We start from the raw sequence: 19,113 nt of genomic DNA on the forward strand, positions 1-19,113 counted from the left end.
CCATGCTGGTCACCGATGCCTTTAACCGCCTCTCCCGCGCTGGCCTGGCGCTGGCCATTCTGCCTCACGAGAGTTACTGGTCGCTGAAGGCGATTATCGTGACCTTATGGCGCCTGACTATCAGCCATCGCTACCTGAACGAGTGGAAAAGCGCTTCATCACTGAAACCTGTCGAGCCTGATGTGCGCCATTTCTACCGCCGCATGTGGATTAATCCGGTAGCAGGCACGGTTCTGGTATTCCTGACCAGCCTGAGCATGCCGTCGATGACGCATGTCGCACTGGCGCTCGCTTTATTGTGGGCGGTCGCCCCCCGCGTTACTGAGCCGCATGAGCCAGCCCAAACGCGCTCAGCCAGGCAGCCTTTCAGCGGAACAGCGCCTCTTTTTGCGTCGCACCGCGCGTAAAACCTGGGCCTGGTTTAACGAATTTGCCAGCAGTGACAACAACCATTTGCCGCCGGATAATCTGCAGGAGATTCCGGAGTCGCGGGTGGCCAACCGGACCTCACCGACCAACATTGGCCTGTCGCTGCTGGCAAACCTGACGGCATGGGATTTTGGTTATATCAGCCAGAATCGGGTCATCAGCCGGACGCTCGACACCCTCGATACCCTTGATCGAATGGAGCATTTCAGAGGACATCTTTATAACTGGTATGACACCCAGACGTTAAAACCACTGAACCCACGCTACGTCTCAACGGTAGACAGCGGTAATATGGCGGCTCACCTTGTAACCCTTCAGGCTGGCCTGGCGCAGTGGAAATACCAGCCGGTGATGTCTCTCCCCTGTATCCTGGAAGGTCTCTCCGATACCTTCTCACTGCTTAAAGACCAACTGAGCGACACCCGCAGCGACATTGTGGAACAAATCGCAGCTAAGCTAAGCCTGATGCAGCGCGCTTCACCCGCCGATTTTCACGCCGGGATGCAGGCTCTGCTGGCATTAAGCGTATTGGCAGAACAGGCTTATCTTCCGACAACGCGGGTAAACTGGCCGGCGCTTTTCCATCAGCAACTGGTCGATTTTACTCAGGAGTGGGCCCTCCTTTTCAGCTGGGTTACCCCGGATGCGCCACTGCCTGCCGACATTCCGTCATTGCTGTGGCTCGCTGAGTTGAACCTGAACCGCCCCGGGCTCCCGGAAAAACAGGCAGAGACTGCGATATGGGCCGCCCGCGAACGAATGGCTGCCCTGCTGGAGCTGGACAGCCGCCTTAGCGATCACGCCAGTATGGACTTCCGCTTTCTCTATTATCCGGCCACGTCTTTACTCAGCGTGGGCTATAACATGGACAGCGGTCTGCTGGACGCCAGCAAATATGACCTTTTCCCTTCAGAAGTCCGCCTGACGCACTACTTTGCTATCTCCACCAGTCAGCTTCCGGCCAAGAGCTGGTTTGTACTGGGTCGCTTATTTACTCAGTTGAATAACCAGCCCGCCGTGATGTCATGGAGCGGCTCAATGTTTGAATACCTGATGCCGCACCTGGTCATGCCGGTTTACCCCGACACACTACTGGAAAAGATGGCGTTATCGGCGGTCAGGCAACAGATTGCCTCGGGTAACAGTACCGATACGCCCTGGGGCGTTTCGGAATCGGGTTACGCTGCGTTTGACGTCAATCATAACTACCAGTATCGGGCATTTGGTACGCCAGAACTGGGGCTGAAACGCGGCCTGAATGACAATCATGTTGTTGCGCCCTATGCGACGCTGCTGGCGCTGATGGTGCTGCCGCAGGAGGCGACGGCTAATCTGATAAGACTTAAAAAAATGGGTGCCAGCGGTGACTACGGTTATTACGAAGCGCTGGATTTCACCGCGGACCGACTGGCTCCCGGTCAGCCATTTGCGATCGTCAAATCGTATATGGCTCATCATCAGGCGATGGGATTGCTTGCGCTCTCTCACCAGTTGCTGGATGCGCCCATGGTCGCGCGGTTTATGTCCAGCGCACTGTTTCAGTCGTCGCGTTTGCTGCTTCAGGAAAAAGTGCCTGATGATATTGAGCTCTATACCCCACGCCGCAGTTTTGTCGAAAACAGTGACCCTAAACAGCAGCGCAGCATTCCCGACCAGCGTGAATTCAGTGGTTCAGATCCGCGCCAGCCACAACTGCAGCTGCTTTCCAATGCAGATTATCATCTGATGGTGACGCACGCGGGGACAGGCTACAGCCAGTGGAAGGGGCTGGCACTCACCCGCTGGCGTGCAGATAGCACCAGCAACAACTACGGAACGTTCTGCTACGTTACCGATCTGCAATCCGCCGAAGTGATTGCTCATAGCTATCAGCCGACCTGCTGCGAGCGTCCGCATTATAAAACCCGTTTCAATGATGCCGGGATTGAGTTTGACGCTTCAGGCACTACCTTCAGCATTCACACGCATATCGTGGTCTCCCCGGAAGATGATGTGGAGATCAGACGCATCACGGTCACTAACCGTTCCCGTCAGACCCGCCCGTTCGATATCACCAGCTACACCGAAGTGGTACTGGCGCCAGCAGCCAGCGATATGGCCCACCCTGCGTTCAGTAATCTGTTCGTCCAGACTGAAATCGTTGACAGGCTGGAAGCGATTCTGGCTCACCGTCGGCCACGTGAAGAGAATGAAGTGACGGCATGGATGTTTCACGCGATGGCGATACATGGCAATACCGGCCGCCAGACCTCTTTTGAAACCGACCGGGCTCGTTTTCTCGGGCGTGGCAGGACACCAGCCGATGCTCAGGCGCTGATGCCGGGCAGTGAATTAACGGGTCAGCAGGGGGGCAGTGTTAGATCCCGTGTTATCAATTCGCCAGTCAGTAACGTTAAAAGCGGGAGAGACCGTCACCATCGATATGCTTTACGGTGTGACACTTCAGCGTGACACCACTATTGCGCTGATTGAGAAGTACCGTAACCATATCAGCGCCGATCGGGTGTTTGAACTGGCGTGGTCCCACAGTCAGGTCGCCTTGCGTCAGTTGAATATCCGCACCGAAGATACCAGCCTGTTTAATCAGCTGGCCAGTGCCGTGCTGTTTTCCAGTGCCGAAATGCGTGGCGAATCAGACGCGCTGATGCAGAACCGGCTGGGCCAGGAGTCATTGTGGCGTCATGCGATTTCGGGTGATCTGCCGATTCTTCTGGTTCGGATAGAAAACATTAATCAGCTCGACCTGGTCACCACCCTCATTCAGGCGCATCAGTACTGGCGACAAAAAGGGCTGACGGTCGATCTGCTCATCCTGAACAGCGACCAGGGCGGCTACCAGCAGAACCTGTTCAATCAGCTCACGACCCTGATCCCTGCCGGAGATGAACGGCAGCAGGCGGACAAACCTGGCGGCATATTTATCCGCAAAAGCGAAAGTTTTTCCGCTGACGATCTGCAACTGTTGCTGAGCGTCGCGGCGGTCGTGCTGGAAGGCCGGAACGGCAGCCTCGCCGATCAGCTCAGCACGCTGTTAAAACCGGTGCGCACCCCGCCTGCATTTGCGTTTCCATCGATCAGTAAGACGCCGCCGCCTGCAGCCGTCACCTTTTCGCCGGAGCGGTTGCAGTTTTTTAATGGCACCGGTGGCTTCAACGAAGACGGCAGCGAATATCACATCATTCTTTCCGGCCAGCAGCAGACGCCTGCGCCGTGGTGCAATGTGCTGGCGAACAGCCAGTTGGGCACCGTCATTTCCGAGAGTGGCCAGGGCTATAGCTGGTATGAAAACGCGCATGAATATCGTCTGACGCCCTGGCACAACGATCCCGTCAGTGACAGCTCTGGCGAAGCGCTTTATCTGCGTGATGAAGAGACGGGTGATGTCTGGTCGCCCACGCCGCTTCCGGTTCGCGGCAAGGGGGGATTATCTGACCCGTCATGGCTTCGGTTACAGCACGTTTGAACACACGGAGTATGGCATCAGCAGCACGTTAACGGTGTTCGTGGCAGAGGAGGCGCCGGTCAGACTTTCCCTGCTGACGCTGAGTAACCTCTCTGGCAAAACGCGTAATCTTTCGATTACCGGATACGTCGAATGGGTTTTGGGTGAGCTGGCGAGCCGCTCCGCAAGGCATGTGGTGACGTCCCCTGCCGCTATCGCCACAGGCAGCGCGGTTCTGGCCAGAAACTTTTATAACAGCACGGGCTCTGCGCGGACCGCTTTTTTTGCCGTCACAGGTACCCGGATTGCGTACAGCGGCAACCGGCTTGAGTGTCTGGGCCGTAACGGCACCACACGGCAGCCCGCGATGATGAATGTTCGTGGTCTGTCGGGTAACACCGGGGCAGGAATGGATCCCTGCGCCGCGCTGCAGACGCTGACGACACTGATTGACGGCGACAGCCGCAGCTTTGTTTTTGCTCTCGGCGTCGGGGAAGATGAGGGTGCAGTGACCGCGCTGATGCAGCAGTTCCTCTCCACCGGGGAGGCTCAGAACGAGCTGACCAAAGTTAAACAGCACTGGCACCAGCTACTGACTAAAGTGCAAATCCAGACACCGGCAACGGAGGTCGATTTACTGGCAAACGGCTGGCTGCTTTACCAGACGCTGGCCAGCCGTTTGCTGGCGCGCAGCGGATATTACCAATCCGGTGGTGCCTTTGGTTTCCGCGATCAGTTGCAGGATACGCTGGCGCTGACCCACGCTGCCCCGCAGCGGCTGCGCGATCAGCTGTTGTTGTGTGCATCCCGCCAGTTTATTGAGGGAGATGTACAGCACTGGTGGCATCCGCCTGCTGGCCGTGGCGTCAGAACCCGCTGCTCCGACGACTACCTGTGGCTGCCCTATGCGCTGTGCCGCTATGTGCAGGCAACCGATGATATTACGCTGCTGTCACAGCCCGTCAGCTACCTTGAAGGTCGCCTGCTGGCTGAGGACGAAGAGTCTGTCTATGAGCTTCCGGGCGTCAGTAAGATTAACGAACCGCTATGGCAGCACTGCGTTCGCGCGGTTAACCACGCCCTTACTTTCGGTCAGCACGGCCTCCCGCTGATGGGCTCCGGGGACTGGAACGATGGTATGAGTACCGTCGGGATTGCCGGCAAGGGTGAAAGCGTCTGGCTCGGCTTCTTCCTCTATACGGTTCTGGACCGCTTTGCCGCGCTGGCTGTGCGGTTCGGCGATACCGATACCGCCCGCCACTGTCAGGAGCACGCGCAGACGCTCAAAACCGCGCTTAACCATGCGGCCTGGGATGGCGAATGGTATCTGCGCGGCTTTTTTGACAGTGGCCAGACGCTCGGTTCACATGCTGACAGTGAGTGCCGGATAGACGCCATTGCCCAGAGCTGGTCGGTACTCTCTGGCGCAGGCGAGGACGCCAGATGCCGGTCAGCGATGGAGGCGCTTTATCAGCATCTGGTTGATAAGGATAACCGGCTGATTAAATTGCTCACTCCGCCTTTCGATGGTGCAGGGCCAAATCCGGGCTACATTCGCGGTTATTTACCGGGCGTCAGGGAAAATGGCGGTCAGTACACCCATGGGGCTCTGTGGGCGATTATGGCCTTTGCGGCGATGGGTGAAACAGAGCGCGCCTGGTCCCTGCTCTCTATGATTAATCCGGTTAATCATAGTGGCAATCAACAGGATATGGCGATCTACAAAGCAGAGCCTTATGTGATGGCTGCGGATGTGTATGCGGCCGAAGGCCACAGCGGGCGGGGTGGCTGGACCTGGTATACCGGTTCGTCAGGCTGGACCTATCAGCTTATCAGTGAGAGTCTGCTTGGGATAAGCCGGCGCGGCAACGCGCTGTCTGTCCGGCCACAGCTTCCCGCTGACTGGTCAGAGATAAAAATTGTCTACCGTGAGGGGGGAAGGGATCTACAACATCCGGGTCACTCGCGGTGACAGCACTTATCAGCTGTGGCTGGATGGCAAACGGTGTGACGGTGACGAAATAGCGCTGGAAAGCCATCGCCAGGAACATCAGGTTGAAGTCAGGCTGGGCTCTGCATCAGGTTAAGTTAAACCTGACAACCCTTCTGCATCAGCTTAAAGAGGAGATTCAGTGACCTTTGCGAGCGGGCCGTTGAGCTGCCACCCGCGTCAGCACTGGGAGCTGAACGGCAGCGTTCTGGTGAGTGGCGAGGGTTAATCGCCTGCCCACAATTATCTGTCGCCCTGCCCTGTTTTCCCTCGCGAAGCCCATGCTATCTTGTGGTTTTGATTTTTTCAGTGGGCAAAATTGATGACAAAGTTGCGGGTAGGGATCGTGTTTGGCGGGAAATCGGCTGAGCATGAGGTGTCGTTACAGTCGGCCAAAAATATCCTTGAGGCGATCGACAAAACCAGGTTTGACGTGGTGTTGCTGGGCATTGATAAGCAGGGACACTGGCGTCTTAACGATGCTTCAAACTTCTTACTTAACGCTGAAAATCCGGCGCTGATCGCGCTGAATCACGCCGCTGAAGATGTGGCGCTGGTGCCCGGCACAACTCAGCAGCAGATCATCACCCGTCATAACGCCCATCCGCTTTCGCAGATCGACGTTATTTTCCCTATCGTGCACGGTACGCTGGGTGAAGATGGCTCCCTGCAGGGCCTGCTGCGTATGGCCTCGTTATCTTTTGTCGGTTCCGACGTGCTGGGCTCTGCGGTCAGCATGGATAAAGATTTTACCAAACGCCTGCTGCGCGACGCCGGCCTCAACGTCGCGCCGTGGGTGAGCGTCACCCAGGCCCAGCGTGCACAACTGGACGCCAGCGCAGTGATTGCCCGCTTTGGCCTGCCGCTGTTTATCAAACCCGCCAACCAGGGTTCATCGGTGGGCGTCAGCAAAGTGGATAGCATTGAAGAATTTGATGCCGCGCTGGCGCTGGCCTTCTCCTTTGACCGCAAGGTGCTGATTGAGCAGGGTATCAAAGGCCGCGAGATCGAGTGTGCGGTGCTGGGCAACGATGCCCCTGAAGCCAGCCCCTGCGGTGAAGTGGTGGTGCATGACGCCTTCTATTCGTATGACACCAAATATATCTCCGAGAGCGGTGCGCAGACGGTGGTCCCGGCAGCCATTTCATCGGAAACCAGCGATGCGATACGTGAGGTTGCCATCAAGGCCTTTACCGCGCTGGAGTGCTTTGGCATGGCGCGCGTCGATGTGTTTTTAACTGCCGACGGCGAAATTATCGTCAACGAAGTGAATACCCTGCCCGGCTTCACCAATATCAGCATGTATCCGAAACTGTGGCAGGCAGCCGGACTCAGCTATCAGGATCTGATCAGTCGTCTGATCGACCTGGCGATTGAACGCCACCAGCAGGCCAGTACCCTGAAAAGCAGCGTCAGCTGACACAACCCGGCGGCGTGGCCTTATGCCACGTCGCTGGTGATGGCACGGTAGTTAACCGGTGAGGTCTGATTGCGGCCATTACGTTTCGACAGATAGAGATTTTTATCGGCTGCGGAGATCAGCCGGTTGATGACGCGGTGCCACTCCGTCGCCTCACCGGCACTGCCATGCGCCAGCCCCAGACTGACAGTGACCGTGGCCGTACTGCCCTGCAGCCAGAACTTCTCCTTCGCCATCTTCTGCCGGATGCTCTCAGCAAGAAAGTAGAGCTTTTCCGGATTCTGGTCGAACAGCACCACCGCAAACTCTTCGCCGCCAAAACGGCAGATGCGCCCCTCTTTACCCACGACGCGCTGCATACGGCGGGCGATCTCTTCCAGCACGCTGTCACCCGCATCATGACCAAAATTGTCGTTAATCGCTTTAAAATAGTCGACATCCAGCAGGATCACGCCCGCCCGGCGGTCCGGGAAGATCGGCTCAGCACGCAGACTTTCATAGAGGCCGGAACGCGACAGCAGCCGGGTCAGGAAGTCATAGTTGGCGCGCAACGCCAGACGCTGGTTGAGCTGGCGAATCGCATCCATGCTCACCGCCACAATCAGCGGGCTGATCGCAATGGTCGCCACGCCCAGCCGTGCCGAGGTCAGATGGGTGATCGGCAGCATATTGTCATCGCCCTGGATATTCATCACGCCGTGCGAAACCAGAATGATTTCGCTAATGCCGGTGAGCAAAATCACCAGACTGGTGAGCGGCATCGGCAGCACGATGGCGCACCAGACCAGCGCCGGAACCGGGAACGTCAGGCTGCCTGCGCCGCCCATCATCGCGCCAATCATCAGCGAAAAAATCACGGCGACAACCGGTGCCAGCTTGCGCATCTGCATAAACTGCCGGGGCGACAGCGACGCCCAGTCGCGCGTCAGCAAAAAGGGCAGCAGCATCAGCCCGGTTGAGAACTGTTCGCTGAACCATTCGCCCCAGGCCGTCACCAGCCCGCTGTTAAAATCGGCCTGCTGCGCCAGCGCCCCCCAGCTGGCGCAGGCCAGTCCGGCCAGCAGACAGGCCGGAAAAATGCGCAGCACGCTGGTTATACGCTCGCTGCCGGAGTCGTGCTGAAGATGTTTTACCAGCAGCGTCACCGCCACCAGCACAAACAGAAGATTCGCCATGTTGAGGGTAAAAGCAGAGAGCGCCCAGCCTGAAAAAACGATGTCGTTAAACACCATCGCAGCAAAGGTGGCCAGGTAATTGCGGGTCTGATGCAGAAAAGGATTCCGGACGATCACGCCAGTGACGATCGCGTTGACCGGCCAGAACAGCGACAGCTCCTGTGGAAAGCGCAGGTGTCCGCCGATAAAGCAAAACAGCAACGTGATTAAAAACAGTGAAAATGCGTTCTTCTTAACGTTGTGCTCTTCAAACAGCTGTATGCGCATACATCCGGACCTTGTCACAGAGAGGCTGGCTGTCCACGCCAGCCTGGACAGGCGCGTGGTGTCAGAATGATTAAATCCTGAATATCCTCAATGTCATCCGGCGATAAAACCTCGTTTCATGGGCTAACTCAGAAAAGTTACCGTTTTGAGGCTAAACCCATCAGATGACAGCAAAAACTGGGGCTCTATTATGCATCCCAAATAAAAAAATCGGATATCCGAGATATCCGATTTTTGCTGTTCTGACGACTTTACCGTTGCGCTAAACGCTATTTTACGGCAACCGGCCACTGACTCAGGCGAATGCCGCGTTTGTCGGCGTTATCGCCAAAATCTTTCAGCACCGCTTTAACGTCGGGATCGATATATTCCGCATTGTCGTTATCGACGATGACTACGCTGTTCTCCGGGATCTCATCCAGCAATCCCTGCAGCTTTGGATTGTGCATAAAGGTCAGGTTCTGCTGAAAGCGCAGCACGTAGTGGTCGTCATAGCGGGTGAGCTGCAGCGCGTTGCGATGGCTTTTATAGATGCTATAGAGGATCTGCGTGGCGATGCCGATACCAATCCCGACCAGCATGCCCAGCGTAATAATACCGACGATGGTGGCCAGAAACGGCACGTACTGCTGGGCGCCCATCCGGAACTGCTCAATAAACAGTTTGGGTGTCGCCAGCTTGTAGCCGGTATAGAGCAGCACGGCAGCGAGGCTGGCCAGCGGAATGGCGTTCAGCATCTCACTGAACCACATACCGCAAATCAGCAGCAGCACACCGTGAATGAAGATCGACAGTTTGGTCTGCGCACCCGCACTGACGTTAACCGAACTACGCACGATCACCGCCGTGATCGGCATCGCGCCAAGGAAACCGGCCGCCAGGTTACCGATGCCCTGCGCGAACATCTCTTTGTTGGGCGATGGCGCCGGCGTCTGAGGACGCAGTTTTTTCAGCGCCTCCTGACTCAGCAGCGTTTCCAGACTGGCGACCAGGGCTAAGGTCACCGCAACGACCCAGACCTGCGGATTCTGCCAGGCCATCCAGTCGGGCGTTTCCAGCTCTGCCACCAGCGCGGAAATGCTGTCAAAAGCGGGCAACGAAATACGCGCCAGACCGCTGGTCATCTCCGGGAACAGCCGTCCACCCACGACGGTAGCAAGGCAGCCTATCAGCACGGCAATCAGCGGCCCAGGGATCCAGGCCAGTGCTTTGATCCGCTTCACCGGTGCGGTGGTCCAGAGACATAAAATGGCCAGGCCGACACCCGCTACTGCTACCGCAGGCAGCGAGAAGGTCATCTCACCGGTAACCAGTGAAACCAGCTCCGCATCGCCCGCGGCTCCCAGCGCCACCGGGATCTGCTGCATGATCAGCAGCAAACCGATCGCCGCCAGCATCCCTTTGATGACGCTGCCCGGCACCAGCGAAATAAACCGTCCGGCACGCAGCAGGCCAAACAGACATTGCAGTGCTCCGGCGATAATCAGCGCGGTGAGAAAGGCGGAAAAGCTGCCCAGAGACGCCATTGAGGCGACGACGATAGTGACCAGGCCTGCCGCCGGGCCGCTGACGGCAAACCGGGACGGACTCAGTGATGTGACCACCAGGCCGCCGATCACACCGGTCAGCAGACCGGCAAACGGCGGTAATCCGCTGGCCTGTGCGATGCCAAGACAGAGCGGTAAGGCGACCAGAAACACCACCAGACCCGCAGGAATGTCGCGACGCAGGGTATCGAGGTTCATAATGAAGGTTCCTCTGCAGATTGATGAATCAGCTCTTTAAGATGGCCGGAGCGCAGGTCATACACACAACCAAACACCTCCAGTTCCTGGCCCGATTGCCAGATTTGCCGGACCGGTTCAGATTTCACCAGTCTGGCGAATTGCGCCTTAACGTTGGCCTCAACCAGCCGATCGAGCTGTTCACCCGGCTCCGCGTCTGAAGGGGGGCTTTCCGCCAGGCCATGCTGAATATCATGACGCAACGTCTGAATGCGTCTCGCCAGCGCGCTCTCCTGCCCGTCCAGCACGCTACCCGGCAGATTCTGCGCGGCTTCCACCCCACCGCAGCCATAGTGGCCGCTTAATACAATGCGTTTTACACCGAGAAAGAAGAGCGCGTATTGCAGCACGCTCAGTAAATTGTCATCGTCCTCAATCACCATGTTGGCGATATTACGATGCACAAAGAGTTCGCCAGGATGGGAGCCGGTTAAGACTTCTGCCGGAACGCGACTATCAGAACAACCTATCCAGAGTGAGTGCGGCTTTTGCTGATGAAGGAATTTTTTAAAGTAGTCTGGATTACGCTGGCGGCGCTGTAATGCCCAACTGCGATTTTTCGCTAATAAGGGTTTAAGTGTCGTCACAATCATCTTCTCTCTACTACCGGGATGTCGCATCCTGGCTAACCACAAAGTGTATCGGCTCACAAATAAAGCGTGAGCCGCCAGGTAAATAAGAACTGAGTCACAGAAAAAGGTTATAGCCGCTAACCATTACCAATGCACGAGCAATATTTCACAGCACTTTAACATCATGCTATTTGTCAATCTGGCGTCAGTAAGAGTCAGGGGTAAGTAAATTTAATTAAGCAGCAGAGAAGTGAAATAATTAGCGGAAACTATTTTAAGATCAATAATATCAATAGATTAAAATATAAAATATAATAAACTAAAGTTATTGCTGACAAAAAAATACAATCATTAACCAAGGGGATATTCACTGCCATACCAACCGGCCTGCTTTTTACCAGGAATACTCTTAATTAAAAAATTAACCATTAGCACGATCAACCGGCTTAATTGCTGATAGCCAGTCAGATATGCCTGATTTTAGATAAGAATGAAGCAAGAGATAATTAATTTAATTTGCAGCAAAATAGTGACGGGAGAAAGTAAATCAGGACCATGTTTTAACAGAGCCTGACACGGTCAGGCTCTTTTTTCTTGACGAATTATTTACCGTTCCAGCTTTGCAGGCGCGATTCCCGCACAGACAGCTGCTGTTCGGGCGTCAGTTTATTGTAGTTTTCCGCCATTCCGCTCTCCCAGTCGCCGTAGAGCGGATTCGGCAGCACGATGAACTGCGTTCCAAACTGCTGATGGTTAAGATTCACAAAATCACGACGCGTCTGATTACCCTGATGCCAGGTCGCGCCACCAAAATCGTTGAGGTTATCGCCAACGTAGAGCACCACGTTATAACCGGCATTTTTAATGGCATCGAAACGCGCCTGCTTATTGGAGCTGTCAGTATTCAGACGTACCGTTTTATCGCTGACGTTGGGGAAGCCAAGCTGCTGCATGTTAGCGACCGTGGCCGCGTAATCTTTCTGATCGCGGTTCGACACATAGAACAGCGTGCCGCCATTCTGTGTGACATGACGCGCAAACTCTATCGCGCCCGGCACCGCTTTCGCCTGCCGCGCCTGTGTCCAGGCTGACCAGGTTTTGCTGCTGAACGGCTGGCCGTTCTTCGCCTGCCACGCGCTGTAGGCACTGTTATCCAGCATCGTCTCATCCAGATCGACAATCACCGCTTTGGGTTTGCCAGTCAGCGAGGGGGCCTGATCAAACGCCATACGCGCGGTATTAAATGCCTGCCAGGTCAGCGCCTGATATTCACCAGACTGCTGGAACCAGTTTACCGCCAGCACCGATTGCTGGCCGAGTTGCTGTTGCGCGGTCTGATGTGTCGACGAGGCGCAGCCGGTAAGCAGCAGCGCGACCAGTCCGGATGCAGCCAGTTTTGCGGAGGTTTTCATCATTTCATCCTTAAGGTGAGAAAGGTCTGAGGAGAAGCTTCAAAAATGTAGCAGTTAACGTAAGCTGTGGGCAGCCCAACGCACGCTGTTATAACAGGAGATTCCTATGGCCGTGATCCCGCGCTCGCCATTGCTCGATTCGCTGGAGTGGCTCGAATATGCGTTTCAGCCAGCCGGTGAGCCACCACCCGCTGATGCCGCCTATGGACATCAGCGCCACAGCGCGACCGTGGTCACCGATATCGAGAACATCCCACCCAAAAGCTGCGAGTCTGATGGCGTGATTGGCAGCGGGACGCGCCCGGTGGCGGTCTACACCGCCGACTGCCTGCCAGTGCTGTTCGCCGATCGCCAGCAGCGGATCGTGGCCGCGGTTCATGCCGGACTCAAAGGTACGCTGGCGGGTGTGCTGACCCGCGCGGTTGAAAAACTGTGCGAGCAGGGCTGCGAGCCGCAGAACCTGATGGTGGCGATCGGTCCGGCGATGGGCCCCTGCTGTTATGAACTGGCCGAACCGCAGCTGGCGGAGATTGCGCAGAACCCGGCATTGGCCAGCGGGCTGCGCTGGCACCAGAACCAGCCGGTTAATCCTCTGGTGCAACGTCCACAGGCCGCTGCCCGCCAGCAGGGTGTCTGGTTCGATCTGCCTGCGCTGGCAACGCATTTACTGGTGCAGGCGGGTGTGCCGGCTGCGCAGATCGATAACGTCAATGTCTGCACCTACTGCATGGCCGAAAGCGGTTCAAGCTACCGCTTCAATACCCACCACGGTAGCGGCTATCACTCCCGCTATTCGTGGATCCGTCGACGTTAATGGGTTTTCTGGCACCGCGCTGACAGCAGTTAGCGTGATCTTAACAGCGACGGGCGCTGACGCCTGTCGCAAAGCTACGCGGGCCACGGATGGCGGTCTTAACTTCTTTGCGCAAGGCACGGGCTAGCTCCGCCCACTCTTTGTTACTCACCTCACTCCCCTGCCGTTGTTTATGATTTCACTCACACCCTGACATTCTTTCACTTTTTTTTAACGCAGAAGTGGCTAGAGTGAACTCATCCGACCACTTTACCGTGAGTGACTATCATGTCCGTCAATCCTGACTATCCTGCGCTGTTTACGCCGCTTGACCTTGGCTTTACCCGACTGAAAAACCGCTTTCTGATGGGGTCAATGCACACCGGACTGGAAGAACACCCGGATGGCGCAGCCCGGCTGGCGGCTTTCTACGGCGAGCGGGCGCGTGAAGGTGTCGCGCTGATCGTCACCGGCGGCATCGCCCCCAATGCTCAGGGTGTCACCACCGCGCATGGCGCGATGCTCACCGACGAGACGCAATGTGACTGGCACCGGCAGATCACGGAGGCGGTACATCAGCATCAGGGCAAAATCGCCCTGCAGATCCTGCATACCGGCCGTTACAGCTATCAGCCCGATCTGGTTGCGCCCTCGGCACGCCAGGCGCCGATTAACCCGTTTACGCCACAGGCGATGAGCGAGGCGGCGATTGAACAGACCATTGAGGACTTTGCCCGCTGCGCCCGACTGGCACAGCAGGCGGGCTACGATGGCGTGGAGATCATGGGTTCCGAAGGCTATCTGATTAATCAGTTTCTGGTGAAGCACACCAATCAGCGCACCGACCGCTGGGGTGGCGACTTCCGGCAGCGGATGCAGTTCGCACTGGCGATTACCCGCGCCGTTCGCGCCGCGACCGGCGACGCCTTTATCATCATCTTCCGGTTGTCGATGCTCGACCTGATCGAAGAGGGCAGCACGCTGGAGGAGACGCTGTTGCTGGCGGGCGAGCTGGAGCAGTGCGGCGTCACGCTGTTCAATACCGGTATTGGCTGGCATGAGGCGCGCATCCCGACCATCGCCACCTGCGTGCCGCGTGCGGCCTTTGCGTGGGTGACGCAGCGCCTGCGTGAACAGGTGAAGGTGCCGGTCATCGCTACCAATCGCATCAACCATCCCGCCGTCGCCGAGCAGCTGTTGCAGTCCGGCTGCGCCGATATGGTGTCGATGGCCCGCCCTTTTCTCGCCGATCCCGCCTTTGTCACTAAAGCACAGCGCGGTGAACCGGACAGCATCAACACCTGCATTGCCTGTAATCAGGCCTGCCTCGATCAGGTGTTCGCCGGTAAAATTACCTCCTGCCTGGTCAATCCGCGCGCCTGCCATGAGTCGCTTATGCCGGTCATCGCCAGCACCGCCCCGCGCAGGCTGGCCGTAGTGGGCGCCGGTCCGGCCGGCATGGCGTTTGCGCTACAGGCGGCGCAGCGCGGCCATCAGGTAACCCTCTATGAGGCCGCGCCGGAGATAGGCGGCCAGTTCAATCTTGCACGGCTGATCCCTGGCAAATCAGAGTTCAGCGAAACGCTGCGCTATTTCCGGCATGAGCTGGCGGCCGCAGGCGTGACGGTTCAGACAGGCAGTCGGGTGACGGCGGATCAGTTGAGTGACGCCGATGAAGTGGTGCTGGCGACCGGCATTCAGCCGCGTACGCCCGATATTCCGGGCATCGACCACCCCAGCGTGCTGAGCTATCTGGAGGTGCTGCGCGATAAGCGCCCGGTGGGTAAACGGGTAGCGATTATCGGCGCCGGCGGTATTGGCTTTGATGTGGCGGAGTATCTGTCACAGCCATCCCATGACGAAGATCTGGCGGCGTTTTATGCCGAATGGGGCATCGACCACAGCCTGACGCAGCGTGGCGGCGTGATGAAACCCGAGCCGCCTGCCGCGTTACGGCAAATCTGGCTGCTGCAACGCCGATCGGGAAAACCGGGTGCCGGGCTGGCAAAAACCACCGGCTGGATCCATCGCGCCAGTCTTCAGGCGCAGGGCGTTGAGATGTGGGGCGGCGTTGAGTATCTGGCGATTGATGACAGCGGCCTGCATCTGCGGCGCAACGGCGAAACGCTGTTGCTGGAGGTCGATAACGTGATTATCTGTGCCGGACAGGAGCCGCAGCGCGAAGTGGAAGCCGCGCTGCGTGCAAAAGGACAGAGGGTGACAGTCATCGGCGGTGCGGATGTGGCGCAGGAGCTGGATGCGCGCCGTGCGATTGCGCAGGCGACGCAGCTGGCATTAACCGTCTGACTAGCGCATTTTCACCGCGCGCAGCACCACGAACTTCTGGTTAGAGGCGATCAGCGTACAGTTACCAAACAGCTTCTTCAGCTTGTGGTGATAATCGAGGTGGCGGTTGCCGACAATACGCAACTCGCCGCCATACTGAAGGCAGCGTTTGGCATCACGGAACATCTGCCATGCCAGGTGATCGGTCACCGCGTGCTGCTGGTGGAACGGCGGGTTGCACAGCACCGCGTGCAGCCGATCTGACGGATAGCCGCTCAGCACGTTGTTCACCAGGAACTGACAGCGTGACAGATCCTCAGGACGGTTCACTTCCACGTTAAGCTTGCTGGAAGCGACCGCCATGTAAGACTCATCAAGGAAATGCACCTCGGCCTGCGGGTTCTGCTCCAGCGCCACCAGTCCCACCACGCCGTTACCACAGCCGAGATCGACAATCTCGCCCTCAATGTTTTCCGGCAGATGCTGCACAAAGAGCCGTGCGCCGATATCCAGCGAAGCGCGCGAGAAGACGTTGGCGTAGTTGTGAATCTGATAAGGGGTGCCATCCAGCGGCCAGACCAGCGTCGGCGTGGCCTCACGCAGTTCAGGCTTGCTGAACTGGCTGTAGATCAGACGCGCTTTTTTCCACGCCAGTGAGGTTTTGGTTTCACCAATGATCTGTTCGAACAGCTGCAGGGTAGAGTTATGGATCTCTTTGGCGCGCGCCGCCGCCAGAATCACCGTATCAGGCGTGACGACTTCGCGAATGGCGCGCAGCTGGTGCTCCAGCAGCGCCAGGGTTTTAGGCACCTTGATCAGCACAGCCGCAGGTGAAGCAGGCAGTTCCGCCAGGCTATCAACAAAGTGAACGTCGCTGTCATCCAGCCCATTAAAGGTCAGATTCTGACGGGCGGCCTGCTGGCTCAGCCAGGAGTCGCTGACGTGCCAGACGGGACGCGAATTCAGGGCGCAGGTTAAGGCCCCGAAACTGTCGTTGAAGACCAGCACCGGCCCCTCTGGCAGCGCCTGCTGTAACAGATATTCATCAGCCGCATCCCAGGCTTGTAATGGACTTTCGTCACGCATCTGCGGGAAGCGATGCAGGATCAGTGTGCGATCGTTCAGTTCAAGTTGGCTCATGAATTCTCCGGCGTGGTACACTTTGGTTGATTTTCGCCCCAAAATCGGGGGCGCAGTATACTGTCTTTCGCCTGGAATCCCTAATGTCCTCACTGATCTACCTTCAGGGTTATCCTGCCCCCCCTTCTTGAGCAGGTTCAGTCGTTGATCGCCCATCAGCGCTTAGGTGCGTTCCTGCAGGAACGTTATCCTGACACTCATGACGTGATGAGTGATAAAGCGCTGTATGACTACACGCAGGCGCTGAAAAATCGCTATATGCGCAATGCGCCGCCGATCAGCAAAGTGATGTGGGATAACAGGATTAAGGTGATGAAGCATGCACTCGGGCTGCACACAGCCATCTCACGGATTCAGGGCGGTAAGCTTAAGGCGAAAGCGGAAATCCGTATCTCGACCTTTTTCCGCCTCGCGCCAGAGCCGTTTCTGCGGATGATCGTGGTGCATGAGCTGGCACACCTTAAAGAGAAAGATCACGATAAGGCGTTCTACCAGCTCTGCTGCCATATGGAGCCGGATTATCACCAGCTCGAATTTGATGCGCGACTGTGGATGACGGACCAGGCGATGCGCGGCAACGCGGCTTAAAGAAACTCCTGCGCTTTCTGAATCAGACTGGTTTTGGTCAGCGCCCCCCAGAAAGCGCCGTTCCTGCGGATTGTTGAGCACCGGCAACCGCTCCAGCGTCACCGCCGCAAAGGCTTCCCATCCCTCACGCATACTCTGATTCTGATACACCACGGGGAAATCCTGATCCATCACGCACTGCACCGGTGAATCGAGGGTGATCTCCTGGGCCAGCACCCGGCGCGAAATTTCATGAATCGAGACCACACCGAGGAAAGCGCCCGCGGCGTTGATCACATAAACATAGCGTTCGCGCTTCAGGGAGCTGACCGCCAGCGCCTGCCCCACCGACTCCTCCGGCTGCAACGCCGCACCCGCAATAATCAGCTCGGCAATGCGCATATTATCGAAATCATATTTCGCTTCTGAACGGCTGAAGTGATGACTTACGACCGGATAAGTACTGGCGGATTGCAGGCGATAGACCACCATCGACGCCAGCACCGTGGCGATCATCAGCGGAAACAGCAGGCTGCTGTTGAGCGTCATCTCCAGCACCATCAGCATCGCCATCAACGGCGCCTGACTGACTGCTGCCAGCACCGCCGCCATACCAATCGCGGCATAGAGCAGCACATTGCCGAGCGGCAGATGCAGCGCCGCCCCCCACCGTCGCGATGATCACCCCCCAGCAGCGCGCCAATCAGCAGCGAAGGGGTAAAGAGTCCGCCGACGGCGTTCGACCCTACCGACAGGCTGGTAGCGAGGGTTTTCAGCACCAGCAACAGCAGCAGACCCGGCAGCAGGTAGTGCCCTGCCATCACTTTGATGATCACCTCGTAGCCGTTGCCGAGGATATCAGTGGAGATCAGCGCCAGTAAGCCGACCGCAAAGCCGCCCGCCCCGAGGCGCAGCGGCAGGGAGGCGACCCGGCTGAACAGCACTTTGCTGCGGGCGATGCATTTAATCACGATCCAGCCCGCCAGACCGGCGCACAGACCAATCACTACCGTCATCAGCAGGCTGCTGAGATCCATGGCGAAGTTCGCGTTTGCCAGCGGATAGAGCGCGCTGCGAAAACCCAGCGTCCACATGGTCATCACCGCCGTGGCGGCAGCGATGATCAGGGGGGATCAGCCGCTGCAACGCAGAAATGCCGAAGGCGATTTCCGCCACAAAAATCGCCGACGCCAGCGGCGCATGGTAAACCGACGCGAGGCCCGCCGCCGCGGCCATCGCCACCACGTCACTGTTTTTCAGGTTAAGTGAGGCCGGTAACAGGCGACCAATCGCACTGCCGCACAGTGCCGAGAGCTGCACCATCGGCCCCTCTTTACCTATCGACGCGCCGCTGCCGATACTGGCAATCGACGATAAGGCGCGGAACAGTGAGGTCCGGGTCGGCACCGCATCCAGCCGGGCGTTGATCACTTCAAGGTAATCCGTTTTCACCGTCTGCTGCTGCTCAATGGCAACGGCATAACGCAGAAAATAGCCCGCCAGTACGCCGCCCGCCCCCACCAGCAGCGGCCAGAATATCCACGGCCAGAGATGCAGGGATTCGGTTATTTCGCCACTGCGGGCAAACAGCAGATGGTTGATCAGTTCAATCACGCCGCGGAAAGCCAGCGTCACCAGCGACGCCGCACACCCGACCGGAATGGCGATCAGAAGTGTGGTCCAGTTTAATGCGTGCTTACTTGCTTTCACCTGCGCTCCCTGGTTGGTACATAAACATCATCGCTTCCGCATATTATTGGAATGCGGATCGCAGGATCAATCCCTGCCCGCCCGGCACCATTGCACAGTGTGGGTGAGATGTTACTCTGCCGCTTT

12 protein-coding genes and 2 pseudogenes are annotated in these 19,113 nt (G+C 57.3%); 8 read left to right on the forward strand and 6 right to left on the reverse strand.

Going from position 1 to position 19,113, the window contains the following annotated elements; translation table 11 throughout:
- Nucleotides 1-2: 2 nt before the first annotated feature.
- The 5 genes from JNO11_RS16395 to ddlA all read left to right on the forward strand — a co-directional run bounded on the left by JNO11_RS16395 (nucleotide 3) and on the right by ddlA (nucleotide 7,281).
- Nucleotides 3-407 (forward strand): hypothetical protein, encoded by a 405-nt coding sequence (locus tag JNO11_RS16395; RefSeq protein WP_325177505.1) that lies wholly within the window; start codon nucleotides 3-5, stop codon nucleotides 405-407.
- Nucleotides 331-2,880, forward strand: coding sequence for a glucoamylase family protein (locus tag JNO11_RS16400; RefSeq protein ID WP_325177506.1), 2,550 nt, complete (start codon nucleotides 331-333; stop codon nucleotides 2,878-2,880). The genes JNO11_RS16395 and JNO11_RS16400 overlap by 77 nt, the downstream gene beginning before the upstream one ends.
- Nucleotides 2,783-3,892 (forward strand): hypothetical protein, encoded by a 1,110-nt coding sequence (locus JNO11_RS16405; RefSeq protein WP_325177507.1) that lies wholly within the window; start codon nucleotides 2,783-2,785, stop codon nucleotides 3,890-3,892. The genes JNO11_RS16400 and JNO11_RS16405 overlap by 98 nt, the downstream gene beginning before the upstream one ends.
- Nucleotides 3,810-5,843, forward strand: coding sequence for a hypothetical protein (locus JNO11_RS16410; protein ID WP_325177508.1), 2,034 nt, complete (start codon nucleotides 3,810-3,812; stop codon nucleotides 5,841-5,843). Before JNO11_RS16405 ends, JNO11_RS16410 begins: the two co-directional genes overlap by 83 nt.
- Before the next feature lie 340 nt (nucleotides 5,844-6,183).
- The gene (gene ddlA / locus JNO11_RS16415) at nucleotides 6,184-7,281 is read left to right on the forward strand and encodes a D-alanine--D-alanine ligase (RefSeq protein WP_323170229.1); all 1,098 of its coding nucleotides are present in this window, start codon (nucleotides 6,184-6,186) and stop codon (nucleotides 7,279-7,281) included.
- A gap of 20 nt (nucleotides 7,282-7,301) precedes the next feature.
- Here ddlA and JNO11_RS16420 read toward each other — a convergent pair whose 3' ends face one another.
- The 4 genes from JNO11_RS16420 to JNO11_RS16435 all read right to left on the reverse strand — a co-directional run bounded on the left by JNO11_RS16420 (nucleotide 7,302) and on the right by JNO11_RS16435 (nucleotide 12,491).
- On the reverse strand, nucleotides 7,302-8,723 hold the full coding sequence (locus JNO11_RS16420) for a diguanylate cyclase (protein ID WP_325177509.1): 1,422 nt from the start codon (nucleotides 8,721-8,723) through the stop codon (nucleotides 7,302-7,304).
- A 269-nt stretch (nucleotides 8,724-8,992) separates the two neighbouring features.
- Nucleotides 8,993-10,468, reverse strand: coding sequence for a SulP family inorganic anion transporter (locus tag JNO11_RS16425; RefSeq protein WP_010256584.1), 1,476 nt, complete (start codon nucleotides 10,466-10,468; stop codon nucleotides 8,993-8,995).
- Nucleotides 10,465-11,100 (reverse strand): carbonic anhydrase, encoded by a 636-nt coding sequence (locus tag JNO11_RS16430; RefSeq protein ID WP_029519418.1) that lies wholly within the window; start codon nucleotides 11,098-11,100, stop codon nucleotides 10,465-10,467. The genes JNO11_RS16425 and JNO11_RS16430 overlap by 4 nt, the downstream gene beginning before the upstream one ends.
- A 581-nt stretch (nucleotides 11,101-11,681) precedes the next feature.
- Nucleotides 11,682-12,491: a 5'-nucleotidase, lipoprotein e(P4) family gene (locus JNO11_RS16435; protein WP_010699771.1), complete on the reverse strand. Its 810-nt coding sequence runs from the start codon at nucleotides 12,489-12,491 to the stop codon at nucleotides 11,682-11,684.
- A 106-nt stretch (nucleotides 12,492-12,597) separates the two neighbouring features.
- Between JNO11_RS16435 and JNO11_RS16440 the strand changes: the two genes are divergently transcribed.
- Nucleotides 12,598-13,305: a polyphenol oxidase family protein gene (locus JNO11_RS16440; RefSeq protein ID WP_325177510.1), complete on the forward strand. Its 708-nt coding sequence runs from the start codon at nucleotides 12,598-12,600 to the stop codon at nucleotides 13,303-13,305.
- Between the two features lie 267 nt (nucleotides 13,306-13,572).
- Nucleotides 13,573-15,591, forward strand: a complete 2,019-nt coding sequence (locus tag JNO11_RS16445; protein ID WP_325177511.1) for an NADPH-dependent 2,4-dienoyl-CoA reductase — start codon at nucleotides 13,573-13,575, stop codon at nucleotides 15,589-15,591.
- Here the strand turns inward: JNO11_RS16445 and rlmG are convergent, their stop codons facing one another.
- Nucleotides 15,592-16,710 carry a 23S rRNA (guanine(1835)-N(2))-methyltransferase RlmG gene (rlmG, locus tag JNO11_RS16450; protein WP_192073185.1) on the reverse strand — a complete coding sequence of 373 codons (1,119 nt, stop codon included), beginning with the start codon at nucleotides 16,708-16,710 and terminating at the stop codon, nucleotides 15,592-15,594.
- Between the two features lie 83 nt (nucleotides 16,711-16,793).
- Between rlmG and JNO11_RS16455 the strand changes: the two are divergent.
- Nucleotides 16,794-17,298: pseudogene (locus JNO11_RS16455) on the forward strand (M48 family metallopeptidase).
- Here JNO11_RS16455 and JNO11_RS24840 read toward each other — a convergent pair.
- A pseudogene (locus tag JNO11_RS24840) lies at nucleotides 17,295-18,987 on the reverse strand (chloride channel protein). The pseudogenes JNO11_RS16455 and JNO11_RS24840 sit on opposite strands and share 4 nt — an antisense overlap.
- Nucleotides 18,988-19,113 lie beyond the last annotated feature (126 nt).

The organism is Pantoea sp. 1B4 (assembly GCF_016925765.1).
In the GTDB taxonomy this organism is placed as follows: Bacteria; Pseudomonadota; Gammaproteobacteria; order Enterobacterales; family Enterobacteriaceae; genus Pantoea; species Pantoea agglomerans.

Excerpts from the sequence above, each read along its gene's own strand:
- JNO11_RS16395 (WP_325177505.1), top strand. The coding sequence starts at position 3 with ATGCTGGTCACCGATGCCTTTAACCGCCTCTCCCGCGCTGGCCTGGCG.
- JNO11_RS16400 (WP_325177506.1), top strand. The coding sequence starts at position 331 with ATGAGCCAGCCCAAACGCGCTCAGCCAGGCAGCCTTTCAGCGGAACAG.
- JNO11_RS16410 (WP_325177508.1), top strand. The coding sequence starts at position 3,810 with ATGTCTGGTCGCCCACGCCGCTTCCGGTTCGCGGCAAGGGGGGATTAT.
- ddlA (WP_323170229.1), top strand. The coding sequence starts at position 6,184 with ATGACAAAGTTGCGGGTAGGGATCGTGTTTGGCGGGAAATCGGCTGAG.
- JNO11_RS16420 (WP_325177509.1), bottom strand. The coding sequence starts at position 8,723 with ATGCGCATACAGCTGTTTGAAGAGCACAACGTTAAGAAGAACGCATTT.
- JNO11_RS16425 (WP_010256584.1), bottom strand. The coding sequence starts at position 10,468 with ATGAACCTCGATACCCTGCGTCGCGACATTCCTGCGGGTCTGGTGGTG.
- JNO11_RS16430 (WP_029519418.1), bottom strand. The coding sequence starts at position 11,100 with ATGATTGTGACGACACTTAAACCCTTATTAGCGAAAAATCGCAGTTGG.
- JNO11_RS16435 (WP_010699771.1), bottom strand. The coding sequence starts at position 12,491 with ATGAAAACCTCCGCAAAACTGGCTGCATCCGGACTGGTCGCGCTGCTG.
- JNO11_RS16440 (WP_325177510.1), top strand. The coding sequence starts at position 12,598 with ATGGCCGTGATCCCGCGCTCGCCATTGCTCGATTCGCTGGAGTGGCTC.
- JNO11_RS16445 (WP_325177511.1), top strand. The coding sequence starts at position 13,573 with ATGTCCGTCAATCCTGACTATCCTGCGCTGTTTACGCCGCTTGACCTT.
- rlmG (WP_192073185.1), bottom strand. The coding sequence starts at position 16,710 with ATGAGCCAACTTGAACTGAACGATCGCACACTGATCCTGCATCGCTTC.